At 43.6% G+C, this 17106-nt stretch carries 13 protein-coding genes; 12 read left to right on the top strand and 1 reads right to left on the bottom strand.

Annotated features, from left to right (window positions below):
• Positions 1 to 160: 160 nt before the first annotated feature.
• Genes ACX6CI_RS17400 through ACX6CI_RS17390 form a run of 3 tightly spaced genes read left to right on the top strand, consistent with a single transcriptional unit; the run spans position 161 to position 3028 of the window.
• Positions 161 to 934: a polyphenol oxidase family protein gene (locus ACX6CI_RS17400; RefSeq protein ID WP_458774924.1), complete on the top strand. Its 774-nt coding sequence runs from the start codon at positions 161 to 163 to the stop codon at positions 932 to 934.
• 8 nt (positions 935 to 942) lie between these two features.
• A complete protein-coding gene (locus ACX6CI_RS17395; RefSeq protein WP_458774923.1) occupies positions 943 to 1617 on the top strand; it encodes a winged helix-turn-helix domain-containing protein in 675 nt (224 codons plus the stop codon).
• Complete coding sequence (locus tag ACX6CI_RS17390; RefSeq protein ID WP_458774922.1) at positions 1598 to 3028, top strand: sensor histidine kinase; 1431 nt, start codon at positions 1598 to 1600, stop codon at positions 3026 to 3028. Before ACX6CI_RS17395 ends, ACX6CI_RS17390 begins: the two co-directional genes overlap by 20 nt.
• On the opposite strand, the gene ACX6CI_RS17385 is transcribed toward ACX6CI_RS17390, so the two are convergent.
• A complete protein-coding gene (locus ACX6CI_RS17385) occupies positions 2986 to 3726 on the bottom strand; it encodes an endonuclease/exonuclease/phosphatase family protein (RefSeq protein ID WP_458774921.1) in 741 nt (246 codons plus the stop codon). The genes ACX6CI_RS17390 and ACX6CI_RS17385 overlap by 43 nt on opposite strands.
• 436 nt (positions 3727 to 4162) lie before the next feature.
• Here ACX6CI_RS17385 and hemC point away from each other — a divergent pair, with 436 nt between their 5' ends.
• From hemC to ACX6CI_RS17340, 9 genes are all read left to right on the top strand, one after another.
• Entirely contained in the window at positions 4163 to 5107 is a 945-nt protein-coding gene (hemC, locus tag ACX6CI_RS17380; protein ID WP_458774920.1) for a hydroxymethylbilane synthase, read from the top strand.
• A 278-nt stretch (positions 5108 to 5385) separates the two neighbouring features.
• On the top strand, positions 5386 to 6117 hold the full coding sequence (locus ACX6CI_RS17375) for a hypothetical protein (protein ID WP_458774919.1): 732 nt from the start codon (positions 5386 to 5388) through the stop codon (positions 6115 to 6117).
• Between the two features lie 77 nt (positions 6118 to 6194).
• The gene (locus tag ACX6CI_RS17370; protein WP_458774918.1) at positions 6195 to 7250 is read left to right on the top strand and encodes a polysaccharide biosynthesis/export family protein; all 1056 of its coding nucleotides are present in this window, start codon (positions 6195 to 6197) and stop codon (positions 7248 to 7250) included.
• Between the two features lie 124 nt (positions 7251 to 7374).
• Positions 7375 to 8799, top strand: coding sequence for an O-antigen ligase family protein (locus ACX6CI_RS17365; protein ID WP_458774917.1), 1425 nt, complete (start codon positions 7375 to 7377; stop codon positions 8797 to 8799).
• A gap of 132 nt (positions 8800 to 8931) precedes the next feature.
• Positions 8932 to 9660 (top strand): tyrosine-protein phosphatase, encoded by a 729-nt coding sequence (locus ACX6CI_RS17360; protein ID WP_458774916.1) that lies wholly within the window; start codon positions 8932 to 8934, stop codon positions 9658 to 9660.
• A 31-nt stretch (positions 9661 to 9691) separates the two neighbouring features.
• Positions 9692 to 11986: a GumC family protein gene (locus tag ACX6CI_RS17355; protein WP_458774915.1), complete on the top strand. Its 2295-nt coding sequence runs from the start codon at positions 9692 to 9694 to the stop codon at positions 11984 to 11986.
• Positions 11987 to 12072: 86 nt separating this feature from the next.
• Positions 12073 to 13233 (top strand): hypothetical protein, encoded by a 1161-nt coding sequence (locus ACX6CI_RS17350; protein WP_458774914.1) that lies wholly within the window; start codon positions 12073 to 12075, stop codon positions 13231 to 13233.
• Between the two features lie 2 nt (positions 13234 to 13235).
• Positions 13236 to 14861: a J domain-containing protein gene (locus tag ACX6CI_RS17345; protein ID WP_458774913.1), complete on the top strand. Its 1626-nt coding sequence runs from the start codon at positions 13236 to 13238 to the stop codon at positions 14859 to 14861.
• Positions 14862 to 14942: 81 nt separating this feature from the next.
• Positions 14943 to 16994, top strand: a complete 2052-nt coding sequence (locus ACX6CI_RS17340; protein ID WP_458774912.1) for a polysaccharide biosynthesis protein — start codon at positions 14943 to 14945, stop codon at positions 16992 to 16994.
• Positions 16995 to 17106: the final 112 nt, after the last annotated feature.

Here is a 17106-nt window from a genome sequence, read left to right as displayed (position 1 = left end):
CGGGATTGGGTGTATTTTATCCAAGTCGCGTTTTTAAGTTTCTGCAATAAACGGGTTTGACCACAAAGTGGTTAAGCCCGTTTTTTGTTGCCGCAAGTTACATCCTGTTTTACTGTGCAGCTAAATTACAGGAAATATTCAGGTTAACGGGTTATGTCTCATGGATCAAATGGCAGGAAGATTTGGAGAATTAGGAGAATTAGTATCTACTGGGAACAAGAGTTGTCGTTACGGCTTCTTCTCACTTCATGGTGGGAGGAGTAGTGGTAGGTATGCGAGTCTCAATGTCGGCCTCCATGTGGGTGATGATGCAACCAACGTTCTTGCCAATCGCTTGTATGTAAAAGAGAAGATGGGTAGCACATTTCTCTTATCTGCCCTCCAGGTCCACGGGACAACGATTCATTCACAAAAGGGGCCCCTTGCACGCGATCTGGAAGTTGAGGGCTATGACGCACTTATTACAGATCAGCCTGGTATTGCTCTGATGGTTCAGCACGCTGACTGTCAACCGGTTCTGCTCTATGATCCGGTTGTTGGGGTTATTGCAGCGGTTCATAATGGTTGGCGGGGTAGTGTCCAGAATATCCTGGGTGAGGTGGTGAGGGTTCTGGTGGATGAGTATTCTGTGGCCCCGCTCAATATTTGTGCTATTGTTGGACCATCCCTTGGGCCATGCTGTGCCCAGTTTATACACTATGAAAAAGAGCTGCCGGAAGAGTTTTACCCGTTTAGGGTGGGTGAGGATCATTTTGATTTTTGGCAGATTTCAAAACAACAGCTGATGGATAGCGGAATCATCGGGGCTAACATTAGTATTATGGGAGATTGTACCCTCTGCTCACCTGATTACTTCTCCTACAGGGATGCCGTTAGAAATGGAAATGGGATAACAGGTCGAAACGGCTCTGTTATAGTTTTACATAAGAATTAAGAGTTACTATGCGTATACTACTGATTGAAGACGATGCGAAGATTGCTTCATTTATAGAGCGGGGTTTCAGAGAAGCGGGCTTTGCGGTGGATGTGTGTCATGATGGTGAATTAGGACTATCTAGAGCCCTTGATTCTACGTATGATGCGGCTATTGTAGATCTGATGCTGCCGGGACTCGACGGCTTGTCTGTTATTGAAAAGATGCGCGGTGAGAATGTGGATACCCCCGTTCTTATTTTGAGCGCAAAGCAGTCGGTTGATGATCGTATTCTTGGTCTGCAGAAGGGTGGGGATGATTACATGGTTAAGCCATTCTCCTTTAGCGAACTTCTTGCAAGAATCCAGGCTCTAATTCGGCGTGACAAGAAAAACACCCAACCCATGATGTTATCGGTGGGTGAGTTGGAGATGGATCTCTTAAAGCATGAGGTGTTTAGGAGTGGTACCAAGGTTGAACTCCCTGTAAAAGAGTATTCACTACTTGAGTATATGATGCGAAATCCTGGCATTGTGGTGTCGAAAACCTCCATCTTAGAGCGGGTGTATGATTACTCGTTTGACCCACAGACAAATGTTGTCGATGTTCTGGTGTGTCGTTTACGAAATAAGATCGATAAGGACTTTGATAATAAGATGATCCATACCGTGCGGGGCGTGGGCTATGTTCTTAAAGATCAGTAGGGGAGATCTCTCCTGGTCCCGCTCCAAGAAGGCTCTACCGGTTTTCCTTTTACTTTGGGCTGGGGGGGGGCTATTGGCTCTTACCTACCTGCTCAGCGCACGGTCTCATTTACAGTCCATTGAGCAAATCCAGGCAAAACAGCTTCTTGATTCATACCTGAATCTTCGTAGACACTCCAGTGAACTCTTAGGGAAGGTTGTGCTCGGGCAGGATCAACTGCCGGAAGGAGTGGTGTTTGCCCGTATTGTGTATGAGGGCGAGCAGCTCCTGGTTGTAAGTGATCGTTTAGGTGGTTTACACTTTAAGAATCTTGTGGACCTTTCTCCTGAAGCGTCAGGGGTCTGGTTGAAGTTGCAGGGGGATATTGGTGATCAGGTCGATGTGCTAACTGTTGTGACCAGGCGCTTTGACAGGGGCTTTCTTGTTCAGCTTGGAAAAGATGGTAGTGGCAGTTTTCTACTCTTTGGCCAGATGATCAAATCAACTATTGTTATATTTCTAAGTAGTGTGGTTCTGTTGTGGCCCCTGTCTCTTTATTTTATAAAGTTGAGTCTTTCACCGCTGGTTGCCACCAGAGATAAGGTGGCGGAGCTATCAAACGACGCCAAGACTGAACTCTTGCCTGAAGAGGGGAGTGGCCCGGAGCTTGATAATTTGTACAGGGAGATCAATGTTCTGTTGCAGCAGAATCGGCATCTTGTCTCAGAAATGCAGCAATCCCTTGATAATGTGGCCCACGATCTTCGAACTCCCATGACAAGGTTACGATCGGTTGCAGAATACGGCTTACAGGCTGAAGGAGACACAGAGCGGTTGCAGGATGCCCTCTCAGATTGCCTGGAAGAGTCGGAGCGGGTTTTGGCTATGCTGCGGGTTATGATGAGTGTTGCTGAGGCTGAATCGGGAACCATGCGCTTGGAACTAGAAGACTGCGCTCTAAAAGAGAGTCTCGATCAAGTTGTTACTCTGTACGAATATGTGGCCGATGAGAAAAATATTGAGGTGCTGTTGACAGATTTTGCCCCTGTTACTCTAAAACTTGATTCCACACGTATAGCGCAGGTATGGGCGAATCTTTTAGATAATGGAATTAAGTACGGAAAAGATGGTGGCTGGGTTAAGATTTCTGTGAGCACAGGTGATGACCAAGTAAGAATATCTTTTGAGGATAACGGTATGGGGATCTCCGACGTTGAGCAGGAGAAAATCTGGGAACGTCTATATCGTGGGGATCGGAGTCGGTCTCAGAAGGGATTGGGGCTTGGCTTAAATTATGTTCGGGCAGTGGTAGAGGCCCATGGAGGACAGGTTGTAGTCGATAGTCGCTTAAATGAGGGGAGCATTTTTAGGGTAGTTTTACCTCTGACTCAGGTGAGTACACAGGAAAAATCACAGATCAGCGGAGAGTGATCCGATAGGCGGACATCAGGGATGTAGAAGTTGTCTATGCGAATGCCGGGGCTGTGCAAGATGAAGTCAATTTGTCGTGTCGGGGCATGGCTTGGGTGTGATGGTGCATTGCCAAGATTGGCATTTTCAAGTCCTGTTGCTGCTAAAAAAAGGTTTAACTCTCTACTGCCCCAGAAGGTGTTGAAATCGCCCGCGATAATGACCTCTTTTTCAGTATCCTGGGTCAGAGCGTGAAGCTGTTCCAGTTGGTTTTGGCGGTGTCTGTATTTGAGTGAGAGGTGGACGATAAAGACAGCTACGGCTTTCAGGTCAGTCTGGATAACCAGTTTTTTCATCCCTTCTTCAAAGTAGTGGAAATTATAGTGTTCCACCGACTGCTTAGTGAGTATGGCGTTACCCTGTTGTTTTAGGACAGGGATTTTTCTGGCAAGGGAGTTGTCACTGTATTTTGGCTCCACCACAAGGTTATACCCAAGAGTGTCGGCAACTGTCTGGGCCTGACAGAAATGACCGGTCCGGTAAGAACCGGTGTCCACCTCTACAAGGGCTACAATATCCGGGTTGATTGAGCCGATGAAATTAAGTATGCGCTGAAAATTAACTGTACTCTTTTTAAAAAAACCGGTGAATGGCAGTGGGAGATGGTAGTTATTTCCGTGGCCGGTGCCGTATCGTATATTGTAAAGAAGAAGTCTCATATGACTATGATACGTATTTGTGATTGGAGTAGCAACGGTTGGTTTTCATCAAAGAGAGAAAAGTTGTATTTTGGCATGAGTCGTGAGTATGGTATTCTCATTAGGTTGTGAAATTATAATTGTACATGAAACGTTGCGGGATGCTGGTTGTACTAGGCCGGTTTTCTCATCAGATAAGCTTTTCGCAGGTCAAGACGCAAGCAGCACAGCAGGTAAGTGACGACTTCGGTAGTTAAACTACTGCAAGCTGCTTGTAACGTAGATCCTGCGAGAAAATCATCGACCCGTAAGGGTGAAATTTTTGATTTGCCTCAAAAAACACTCTGTTTTTTGTTGGCTACCTGTATGGTTTGCAAAATCATACAGTTGTATTGTAAATAAAAAAGTTCATGAGAAATTCGGGCTAGAGTATCTTGCTCTAACATAATGGAATAAAATGATAACTATTGGTACGAGAAAAAGTAAGCTTGCAATGTGGCAGACCGAAACTGTTGCCGGGTTTTTAAATGATGCTGGACACGAAACCAGAATTAACTCCATGGAGACCATTGGAGATAAGGTTCTTGATAGATCCATTGCAAAAATTGGCAGTAAGGGTGTGTTTACGGTGGAGTTGGAGGAGCAGTTGGCCAACGGCACCACTGATATCGCAGTCCATAGCGCGAAGGATATGCAGTCTATTTTACCTGAAGGTTTTGAGCTTATTGCCTTTACAGAGCGGGAAAAGGTAAATGATGTACTGGTGAGTAATTCAAAGGATATTGATATTACGGATGCTTCCAAACCCCTGGTCATTGGAACGTCTTCGGTGAGACGACGTGCCTTTCTTAGAAACTATTATCCCCATGTGAAAATAGTTGAGATGCGCGGAAATCTGCAGACCAGGATTGGCAAAATGGAAAATGGTGATTGTGACGCCCTGATGCTTGCCTACGCAGGGGTGAAACGTATGGGCTATGAGGCGATGATTGTCAATGAGTTTGATGCCGCTGAATTCACCCCACCGGTCGGGCAGGGCTGTATCGCCATAGAAGTTGCTTCATCACTTGCCCCTGAAAAAATGCAGCAGGTACGAGACTGCCTTAATAATAAGAAGAGTGAGATCTGCCTGCTCGCCGAGCGTGCCTTTCTTAAAAAACTTGAGGGTGGATGTAGTATTCCAGCGTTTGGCTATGCGACCCTAAGTGATGATGGAAAAGAGATCAGCCTAACAGCAGGCCTTGCAAACCTTGATGGCTCAATCATTTTAAGGAAAACAGAGATCGGAAGTGCTGACAATCCAGAAGCCCTCGGTATGAGCGTGGGTGATTATGTCCTTCAGAACAATGGTAAAGAGATGTTGCTTGAGATTCGTCGACAGCAGGCGGATTCTGGCATATAGATGCATGATACCTTTGGAGCCATAAGGCTGTCAGGTGTCTGGTGTGCAACCCACGGTTATTATGACCACAGTAAATTGGGTGCCTTGGTTGAGATAACATAGGTAAATTAGCGGGAAATGTCAGTTTGGTTATCTGTTTTTAAAAAGAAATTCCTTGAATTTAATAGCAAGCTGCGATATTCCTTAATAGATGAAGAAGAATGAGAAAGAGTTGTCTCAGCTTATTTCCCGCTAACCGGGGTTAGGTGTAGACAGAACTAAACACAGAGAGGATAGGCATGAAAAAAACATTTATAAGAGCCCTGGCACTAACTACGGTACTATCATTGGCTTGTGTTAATATGAGCTTTGCAGCTGGTGGTAGTATTGGTCATGGCGATATTTCAGTATATAAAAATGGTCAACTGACAGCCAAGTTAAGTGGCAAAAATCCTGTCGAAGATGGCGCTCTGCTGATGTGTGATGGAAAGTGCATGTTAAAGTCTGAGGGAATATCCATCATCGCTGCAGACAAATCTCAGGTGGCTGTTACGAATCTTGAAGATACTTTTAAATTGTATCTTAAAGAGGGTAAGGTTGATTATATAATAAGCAGCAATGCGAGAAAAATTGCCTTCCACACTCCCCAGGGAACCTATACTGTGGCGGAAGTCGTTTTTAACGCGAGCAGTGGTTCTGTTGTGAAAGGCTCTGTAGTTGTTGGAGCTGATGGAGCAACTGAGATATCTGTAACAGAAGGTAAGATGGTTTTTGCAACTGCCGATGGCATGAAAACTGTTGATGCGAATAATAAAATTATCTTGGCAGTCGCTCCAGGCGGAGCAGCAGCAGGTGGAGCAGCAGGCGGAGCAGTCGCAGGTGGAGCCGCAGCGGGGGCAGGAATCACTGCTGCTACAATCGGTGCAGTTGTAGCTGGTGCAGTCGTTGTTGGTGCTGCAGTAGTAGCTGCAAATGACGATGACGATGACGTTGACGATACTTCAACAACCGTTGCGAGCCCAAGTAATTAAAAACAATTTGTTGTTTTTTGAAGGGTTGTCTTTATCTATAAGAGACAACCCTTTTTCTGTGAATGATGCAGGGTAACATGACACTCACTAATGATCGCTTAAGTTGTACGTTGTATTTACTACTGTTCTGCTTTGTCATGTCGTTATTGCAAGGTTGTGGTAGTGATCCTCGTTTTCAAGAAACGGTTTCTATCAAAGAGTTTAAAGAACTGTCGGTGGAGCAGTCTGCAAAATCGACGGAAAAAAATGTGTTTTTAGCTTCATCTATGCCTGAAGATGATAATGTCTCTGGGGATTATTTGTTAGGCGCCGGTGATTTACTTTCCATAATCGTTTTTGAAACAGAAGAGTTAAACGCAGAGGTGAGAGTTTCTTCTTCCGGTATTATTAATGTCGCGCTGTTAGGAGATGTAAATGTCCTCAACTTATCTGTTGCAGAGGCAGAAGAAAAAATCGAAACCTTATATGCGAGAGATTATCTGTATAATCCCCATGTCTCAGTACATATCAAGGAACATGTAAGTAAGCAAATTACCCTGCTCGGGGCGATTAAAACGCCAGGTACATATAATTATGTATCGCAAAGGCGCATTTTAGATATCCTGGCCATGGGAAATGGGTTAACCGATGAGGCTGGCTCTTTTTGTTATATTACCCGTCAAGACCCTAAGAGTGGGACCCGTGTAAGTTATATGGTTGATCTAGATGAGCTTATGAAAAAAGGTGATATGGCGAGCAATCACACTATCCGTGGTGGTGACGTTATTTACATTCCTGAATCTGGTCAATGCTTTGTTGATGGAGCTGTGAGAAAGCCAGGTACATATCCAATCAGCAATAATATGTCAGTTTCTGAAGCCATTGCACTTGCTGGCGGATTGGCCAGTTATGCAGATGACGACAGCATAAAGCTCGTTAGGTATATGGGACGAGGTCGGGAGCGGCAGGTTGTGAGTCTCAGCTATCAACAACTTCAAGCAGGGGTGGGAGATACCCTTTTGCTTCAGGATCAGGATATTATTTTCGCAGAATCCAGTGCCACCGGAAAATTGATGGCAGGCTCTGGGGTGACAATTGGTTTTATGGGTACGGGCGTATCGTTTAGTGACCCTGAAGCTCGCGGTGGGCGATAGACCTGTCGAAAAGTTGAGGTCTCGGCTTGTTTTCCGGTTGCCGAAGTGAGTTGTTCAAGGCAAAAGACTTTTAAGGTGAAAATGTACATTAAATGTTTGTGTTAGCCTGTCTGTGGTGTTTCAAGTGCGACTACTAAAAAGTGCTCAATATTATATTTTGGGTATTGTCGTAACGATTCCCCTTATTTTTGGTGCAGTACATCCCCTTCTTTCAGGGTTGTATTCCTCTTTGATGCTTGTGGGCTGTGGCGGATGGTTATTGTTGAATATTCCCAGGGGGAAATTTCAGCCGCCTTCATTACTGGGATGGTTTCCGGTATTGCTTATCTCATATATCGTTTTCCAAGCTATTCCCCTTCCTCTCGACATTGTAGAAATTGTATCTCCCTATCGGGCAGAGCGGATGAGGATGGTTAATCTGCTTGCTGCAACTGCAGAACAGTATATTCCCCTTAGTGAAACTGGTATTACAGGACTGTATAGAGGGACCTTTTTTCTAGGGATTTTGCTCTACTATTATTGCCTTAAAAGAGTTCTTCTGGCAGATAGGTTATTCCTTCGCACCCTTGTTATCTGTATTGTGTTTGTTGGTTTTGTTGAGGCGCTCTATGGTCTTGTTCAATTTATCAGCCCTCAAATCGGTATTCTTTGGTTGGCTGTAAAGGGTCGGGCTGCTCACGGTACTATTATATATAAAAACCAGTATGCCTCTTTCATGAATATGATTTGGCCCCTTGCTGTGTCGTGCGGTGCGGTATTTTTAGTTGCAGCTCGGGATAAATCTGTATCAAGAAAAAGAAAGGTCGATAATCTTACTTCCTCCCTGATCTTCGCTAAGAATAAGATGCATGCTATATTTTTAATTTTTGCAGCAGGCGCCATGTGGTTGGCGGTGTTATTTTCATTATCTCGGGGAGGTATTTTAGCCATGGTCTTTGTGGCTTTGACCCTAACGCTGATGCTACCTTTTTCTTCACGAAAGAAGCTTGTTGGGCTTTCAGGATTCATCTTGTTTGTATGTAGCTATGGTGTAATGCTTGGCCTTGATACTGTTATCTCAAGGTTTAACTCCATGGGAAGTTCAGGCGCAATTCGCTTTGATATTTATCTTTCTTCACTGCCTATGCTTATGGAACATTGGTTAACCGGTATAGGTATGGGGGCTTATACATTACTTTCACCGGTCTACCTTAAAGGCTTCCCTGAGTCCATACATTTTGATAGAGTTCATAATGAGTATTTAGAGTTATTGATAGAGTTGGGTATTCCGATAACATTGGCGTTGTTTGGTTGGCTTACTGTAGGTTGTACTCTAGTCCTTAAAAAACTTTTTGCAGGGAAGGCTGTTGGTATTGATCCTTCAAAAATTGTGATAGGAATCGGAGCCTTTTGTGGTTTGTCGGGGTTTTTGGTCCATGGTGTTGTGGATTTTGGTTGGAGGTTACCCGCCAATCTCGTCTATGCGACCACATTGCTTGCTATTGTGGTCACCTGCGTTGAAAAACCTTTGGTGGTAGAAGAACCTGTAAAAGATAAAGAACCTTGTTAGAGCTCGTATAAAAGTCAAAAACTAGAAATCGCTGTGGGGCGATGAATATAAAAGCCGAACAGGCATTGACGACAGAGGACTCTTCAAAGTACTGTTCCTGTTTATCGACTATTACCAGAACTGATATGAAATATGATTATTGTGCGTGATTTTATAGATATCCACTGTCATATCCTTCCAGGACTTGATGACGGCCCCAAAGATATAGAAGGAAGTTTGCAACTGGCAAGATGTTACGAAGAGCTCGGAGTCAAAAAAGTGGTGGCGACTCCTCATTTTCTTCCGGGAACTGCATGGTCTGCTACAAAAGAAAAGGTGGTCCAGTCGGTAGAAGAATTACAAAACATACTTGATCAAAAAGGGATTCTTCTACAAGTTGAGTCTGGGATGGAGATAGCGTTTCACAAAAAACTGGGGGATCGGATAGAAGCTGGAGAGCTACTCCCTCTTGGTGAGAGTAATTACTATCTTGTGGAGCCCGATTTTCATGGAGATCAAAACGAGATGTTTGAGGTTTTAGACTCCCTGCTAAAAATTGGTATTTTCATCATTTTAGCACATCCTGAACGTGTTGCTGAGTTTCAAAAAAAATCGGATTTACTTGAAAAACTTGCGCAGCAGGGGATGTTGATACAGGTCAATAGTGGAAGCTTTCTTGGACATTTTGGCAGTGGAGCCAGGACTACAGCCCAAAAAATTGCTGAGCGGGGGTTTTGTCACATTATAGCCTCGGATGCACATAGCCATGACTCCAGAACTCCTATAAATAAGGAAGATTGGCAGGCATTAAGTGAAATGAAGTTAGGAGAGAAAATTCTGGAAAGCTGCAAGGAGAATCTGCAGAACATATTCAGAGTTTAGGGTAGGTAATAATATAGCGCAATACTATTAAATGACTATGCAAGATAAAGATGTATATCCGGAGATGGATAATAAACTCGTTGTACGTGAAGAAAGACAGCAGTATCTGCCAAGTACAGAGGTTCGTGAGCTTGCTCCTGAGTTTAAAGATGAAATAGATCTACGCGATCTCGTCGATACTATTATCCGGCGAAAAGCCGTAATTCTGACCTGCCTGTTACTCTGTTTCTCAGCTGTCGCCCTCTACACTTTTACAGTAACGCCACAATTCCAGGCTAAAGCGGTATTGCGGGTTTCGGCACAGTCGGACAAGCTGACCCAGTTTGAGGGAATAGAGGCTACTGCTGCAAAAACAATGGAGTTTCAGCAGACCCAGGTGCGTCTATTGCAGAGTGAACAGCTGGCAAGCAGGGTTATTGAGCGAATGGACTTAATCAATAATCCGCACTTTAATAGCAAGGCACCGTCCGCATCCGGAGAAGCACAGGCCCAGGGACTTGTTGACACCTTAATGTCATTTATTCGACCAGATGAGAATAGTGATACGCTTAATTTATTAAATGAGGAAAATATAAATCGAATAATTCTGGATCAATCGCTGGATCGTTTTCATGAATATTTTCATGTGAGTCCTATTAGAAACAGTGAGCTTATAGACATATCGTTTAGTGCGACCTCTCCTGCGCTTGCTGCGGAAGTGACCAACACGGCCATGGACGAGTTTATTAATATGCATATGGACAGTAAACTTAAGGCCTCCCATGACGCGAGCAGGTTTTTGGCAAAACAGATTGAAGGGGCTCAGATTAAACTAGAGCAGTCAGAAATTGAACTGCAGGAGTTCGCAAAAAAGATTGGTATTGTTTCCCTCGACCCAAAGTCCAATCTTGTTATGCGTCAGCTGGAAGAGCTTAACGATGCACTTGCTAAAGCACGGTCTGACAGAATAACTAAGGAAGCGAGATATCAGCAAAGTCTCCTTGGAGAGTCTGGAAATCATTTTAAGATGATAGAGAATGAGCTTATTCAGAACCTTAAGAATAAGCATGCCTCGCTACTTGCCGAATATAAACAGTTGAGCGCGACGTTTAAGCCGATGTATCCGAAAATGGTGCAGCTCAAGGCACAGATGGATGATGTGGAAGCAAGTATTTTTGAAGAAAAAAGAGCTATTCAAGATTCGATTAAAAATGACTATGATACAGCAGTAAAGACAGAGGAGTATCTTGCAACGCGTGCAGAAGAGCAAAAAGAACGTGCCATGGCGTTGGAAGAAAAGGCCACCCAGTACAAAATTTACCTACGAGGTGTGGAAAGTAACAAATCAATCTATCAAAGTCTTTTACAGCGTTCTAAAGAAATTGAGGCAACAGTTGGTGCTTCTGTTACCAATATTGAAATAATTGACACCGCCCGGCCCCCACTGTTTCCATTTAAACCAAGGGTTCCGCTTAATCTGGCACTTGGTTTTGTGCTGGGGCTGGTGGGTGGTGTAGGTGTTGCTTTTCTCTTTGAATACTTTGACAATACCATCAAAAACCCGGACGAGATGACCGATCGCTTTGGTATTCCGGTTCTCGGGCTTATTCCGTTTGATAAAGAAGTGGTGGATAATCGGAAAATGATGGCATTGAAATTTTTCAATGATCCAAGGTCTCCTGTTGCCGAGGCTTTTCGGACGACGATGACATCTGTTCGACTTTCAGTCGCCGATTCGCCACCAAAGACGATTCTGGTCACAAGTATCCTGCCCGGTGCCGGAAAAAGTTCTTTGTCCAGTAATTCATGTCTGTCATATCTGGCTGAGGACGAAAGGTGCCTGCTGATTGACGTTGATTTGCGAAAACCGAGTCTTCATAATGTTTTTAAGGACGGAATCAGGGGAAAAGGTTTGTCCTCGGTTCTCTCCGGGATGGCTAAACTCTCAGAGGTCATCTCCGCAACGGACTATCCGGGTCTTGATTTTATCAGCAGTGGTCCTTTGCCCCCAAATCCGGCGGAACTCCTTTCTTCAAAGCGGATGCGACAGCTATTACAACTTGTTTCTCGAAACTATGATCGGGTCATACTTGATGGCCCACCATATCAAGGGTTTGCCGAAATTTTGGTGCTCTCCAATATGGTTGACGGGGTCATCCTGGTCTCTGTCGAGGGTAATACGCCGCGTGAGGGTGTGAAACATTTTAAGCGCGCAGTGACCAATGTTGGAGGAAGAATACTCGGTGCAATTATCAATAAAACCGGGCAAAAAAGCGGCTATAGCTCCTATAGCGGGTATAAATATTACTCATATAACTATCAGTATGGCCAGGATTCTGAAAACTAATCACTGTTATGTGTATGGGGCTACTTCACAGTAAAATATTTCGTATTGGCTGTTTCTTGTTACTCCTTATTGCTGGTGTCTTGCAGATGCGTTTTTCTGTTCACGAGCAACAGGTTTTCGGGGCTAACGTTGATAACCTGCCATTGGAGGATATTCGTGATGCCGGATTACTGACAAAGATGGCCAAGAAAAAATATCTGTTTGGGGCCGATGTCAAGGTGGCCCGGCAGTTATTGCAGCAAGCTTTGCTAAGTGCACCGTACTCCATACCAGCCTGGCTGAGTCTGGCGGAGTTAAATAACGACGAAGGTCAGAAGCGACAGACCCGTCAGATTCTGGAGTATATCGATCAGCTCACTGCAGAAATACATCGATACCGCTGGGAAAAGACTCTTGTGGATTATCAGGTCGGCCGAACAGAAATGTTGCCAGGCGAACTGAGCTACATAATAGAAAAGATGCCCGGCAAATCTCGACGCGATGCATTGCAGCTGGCATTCACCTTGTGGGATGATCCGGCGGATCTTCTGGCCAAGGTTGGTCAAGAAAATGTAGAATATCTACTCGATCATACTATTGCCAGAAAGTTACCTGAGAAGGGTCTGTTCTTTTGGCAGGTGATTCAAAATCGAGGACGCCATTTAGAGGAAAGGAAGATTCTCTCCTTTCTCAATATGTTACTAGGAAAAGGTGAGGTGAGAGCTGCGGGGGATATTTGGAGGACATATTTTAATGCAGAGACTATTTTATTTAACCAGGACTTTGAAAATAGATTTCTGCAGCAGGCGTTTGGTTGGAGGGCAATTAAGAGTAAAGCTTTTACCTTAAAACATGAACAAAAAACAAAGGAAAATAGTGCTCGTACTCTTCATTATAGATTCAAAGGCTGGGAAAACTTGAATTTTCATCATCTATACCAGATTGTGCCCGTTACTGGGGGGCAAATGTATGAGTTTACCGGAGAGTACAAAACACGCAACCTTACCACAGATCAGCGACCATTCATTGAGGTCTATGGATATCAGTGCAAAAATCCATATAGAAAATCTGAAATGGTAGAAGCGAGTGAGGATTGGACCAATATACATATTGCATTTGGGGTCTCGGACGAATGCCAGGCACTGGTTGTGAGGTTACGGCGCCTAGAAAGCCGCAGAATCGACAATAAACTGTCGGGGCAACTGTGGCTGAGGAATTTTGAGATAGTGCAGACCGGTGAATTGTATACCGCATTTGATGAGTTATAGGCATGAGTAGTCAACAGCGGCAGCAGATAAAAAAACTCATTAGATTCCTCTCCGCAAATAGTGGCGGTGAGTCATCTATCTCTTTTGTGGCCAGCAACAATGGAATGCTTGCTGCGTGCCAAGAGTTGCAAAAAAATATTGAAAGCGACGATAACGAAAATATTGATTGGCTTAAGAATGAATGTGGCCAGGCATCCATTACATATCACTATTTTCTGCAACATCTCTCCCGAATTTCAATCCTGTTTACACCGGCCGAAAATTCTTCAGCTTATTATGATGTTCTTGGTCTTGCTCCGGGGGCAAGTCGTGATGAGATAAAGCAAAACTATCGAAAACTTAGTCTGCGTTACCACCCTGACACGGCCTCTGGTAATGACCCTGATGCATCTGAAAAATTCATGCAAATTACAAAGGCGTATCATGTTCTTTTAGATGGGGGGGGGGAATTGCAAGCAGATCCGGTCCTCCCGACACAGAGAAATTGGCAGCCAGCAAACGAACAGCGTATGAGGCCTAAGCGGCCTAAAAGTATAGCTGTATGGCTTGTTGTCCTTGTTGTGGGGGGAGCGATTTTTTCGGCAATTGCTTCAAATATGTATAGAAAGCAAGCAATGCTCACAGGACTTCAGGAAAGTCGAGGCGCTTTTGAGCCGCCAGTTTCTCGTCGGCAAGAGGTGGAGAGAGTCGTTGATCAACGCAGTGATAATGTCAGAGCGGAACCCGTCATTGTAGATAATTCGCTGCTGAAAGATTCAACACCAATAAGCGAAGAGGAAATTGGAAAAAAGGAGCAGGACACAGTAGCGGTAGTTCCTGATGCATCAGAAAAATCCCTGCTGGCCGGTCAACCTGAAGAAATGCATCGCAGTGATGCTGACATTCTTACAGCTTTGCCAATAGTGAATAAAGATGAGCAGGCCCTGGTTCTCGAGGTTGAGGATAAGGTCGTTAAACATGAGAAGATAATTGATAAAGAAGATTCTCAGGTGATGGTTAAAGCAGATAAACCTCCCTCAATAGAGGAAGGTGCACAGCAAACCGGGGATATGTCCTCGCCTATCGTCACGCATCACGACAATGGTGAGTCAAATACTTCGTTCAACAGCCCAGAGGGGACAGAAAAAGAACCCACGATCCCAGGCCTGAGCAGTAACGAGGGTGATAGAAAAAAATTGGTCAATCATGTTGATATTGCTGAGCAAGGGCTGGGTGAAGAGGCTGCGGTAGAAAAAGACAATTCAAATATTGCGCAGAATGATACAGCTGCTCAACAAGCAAGAATTGAGAGTTTTTTTGCCGAATATATCAATACATATAAACAGCGTAATGCCGTTTCGTACTCAAGGTTTTTTGAGGCTGATGCCTTAGAGAATGGGAAACTCTTTACATCAATGTTGCCAGTATACCTGGACCTTTTTGCTGCAACGTCCCAAATTGAAATGGATATGACAATGCTCGCCTGGGAAGCCATTGACAATGGTTTTTCAATTCGGAGTAGGTTTAAAGTATACCTATTATATAGAGATGCTCACGAAATTCATGGATCAGGGGCAATACGCTTTGTGTTAAAGGATAATAATGGAGAGCTTCGTATTCGCTCTATGGACTATGAATTTGATAATTGAAATGTTTTATGGTGTTTTTTTCAGCTAAGCCTGTGACGTGATTTCTATTTTATATAAATCTTTTAGGTGTTTTCGCTTCTTATGTTAACAGCACTACGTACGACTATTTTTCTGCATCTGTCATTTGCAAGACAGATAAGTCGAAATCCAAAATTTTGGGTTGTTATTTCGGTTGATATCCTTCTTCTGATAATTTCACTCTATTGTGCGTATACCTTGCGTTTTGAAGGGAATGTTTTTCAGTTAGAGGAGTCGCATCAATTTTTAGCTATATTGCCCATCACCATTGCAGTTAAAATACCTGTTTTTTACTTCTGGGGGCTTTATAGGGGGATGTGGCGGTATACGAGTACTGAGGACCTTTTTAATATTCTCAAAGCAACTTCGATTGCAACACTGGTATTGGTTGTTGTGTTCTTATATGTAAATCGATTTGCAGGCTTGTCCCGCTCCGTTTTTATTCTTGATACGATTTTTACCTTTATTTTGATTTGCGCTCATCGTGTCAGTTTACGGCTTTTATATAGCTCATCGAATGGTTCCAGTCATTTGATTTCGGCAGGGAACACACCACCAAAAAAACGTTTACTTTTAATCGGTGCTGGAGACGCAGCAGAAAAAATTCTTCGAGAATTAAAGACCAATCAAAATCTTCCATATATTCCGGTTGCACTCCTGGATGATGATCCAAGAAAAGCGGGCTTGAAAATCCATGGTGTTCCTGTTGTTGGTAAAGTTGATGATCTTAAAGAGCATGCTCTTGTTAATCGTATTGATGAGGTGCTCATTTCGATTGCTTCTGCAAAAGGACGGAAGATAAAGAGGTTTGTTGAATTATGTCAGGAAATTCCCGTTGCATTCAAGGTTATTCCAGGCTTTGGAGAATTAATTGATGGTAATATTTCGGTTAAAACAATCAGAGACATTTCGTATAATGATCTTTTAGGTCGAGAAGAGGTAGAGCTGGAACAGGGTAGGATTGGAGAATATCTTAGTGGAAAAACCATTCTTGTTACTGGAGCAGGTGGGTCCATTGGTTCAGAACTCTGCCGACAAATTTTACGGTTTTCGCCAGGGAAAATACTATTATTTGATAGCAGTGAAGAGAATCTCTATAACATAGAGATGGAACTGTTACATGAGTGTGGATTTAATGATACCGTCACTTTCCTTGGGAAGGTCCAGGATATAAGCTTATTGAACATGCTCTTTGAACAATACCGACCTGCAGTAGTTTTTCATGCGGCAGCCTATAAGCATGTTCCGCTAGTGGAGCGGAATCCATGGCAAGCAATAGAGAATAATGTCTTTGGTACTCAATTACTAATAGAGGCATCAATTATATATAAAATACGACGATTTGTTCTGGTCTCGACAGACAAAGCTGTTCGTCCTACAAATGTAATGGGAGCTTCAAAACGACTCACTGAGTTGCTTGTTCAGGCTTATAATGCAAATACTTGGGACAAGACGTTGAGCCCAGCATGGGAAAGAGTGTTGTCAAAGGACTACTATGAGGAGATTGTTGACGAGGATAAACCCTTTCACGATACCATGTTTATGGCTGTACGGTTTGGGAATGTTATTGGTTCTTCCGGGTCTGTTATTCCACTTTTTAAAAAACAGATAGAGAGGGGCGGGCCAGTTACGGTAACGCATCCTGAAATGACGCGCTATTTTATGTCTATTGATGAAGCGGCTCAGCTTATACTCCAAGCGGGATCGATGGGTAAAGGAAGAGAAATATTTATCCTGAAAATGGGCCAGCCGATAAAGATCGATTTGATGGCGAGAGAATTAATTCGACTTGCTGGAAAAGAGCCAGATAGTGAAATTGAAATTGTATATACAGGCTTGCGAGAAGGTGAAAAACTCTATGAAGAGCTTATCACGGCTGGCGAGGATATTGTTGATACGGAGCACAAAAAGATAATGGTATTGCGGGGAGACAGTTTATGTCCTTGCTCCATATTGCATAAACACTTTGTCCAGCTTGCTGCGTTTTGTAGTGAACATGATGCCCCGGCAATTAAAACGAAACTACATTCCATTGTTCCAGAATATCTGCCGGCGCTTGAGGTTCAATCTGTCGTAAAGTGTCCTCGAAGTAATGCCGTTGAGCTGAAAAATTAATTTCCTAGATACTTGTATCTTGTTTAACTGGTTAAATATGCGGAATTTGATCAAATTTTCTGAATGCCTAATTTTCGCCATGTTAATAATAGTACAAAGTATGATGGCTTGA

Source organism: Desulforhopalus glucosivorans (assembly GCF_054397165.1).
The sequence above is the reverse complement of the archived record's forward strand: the minus strand, read 5'-3'. Positions and strand labels throughout refer to the sequence as shown.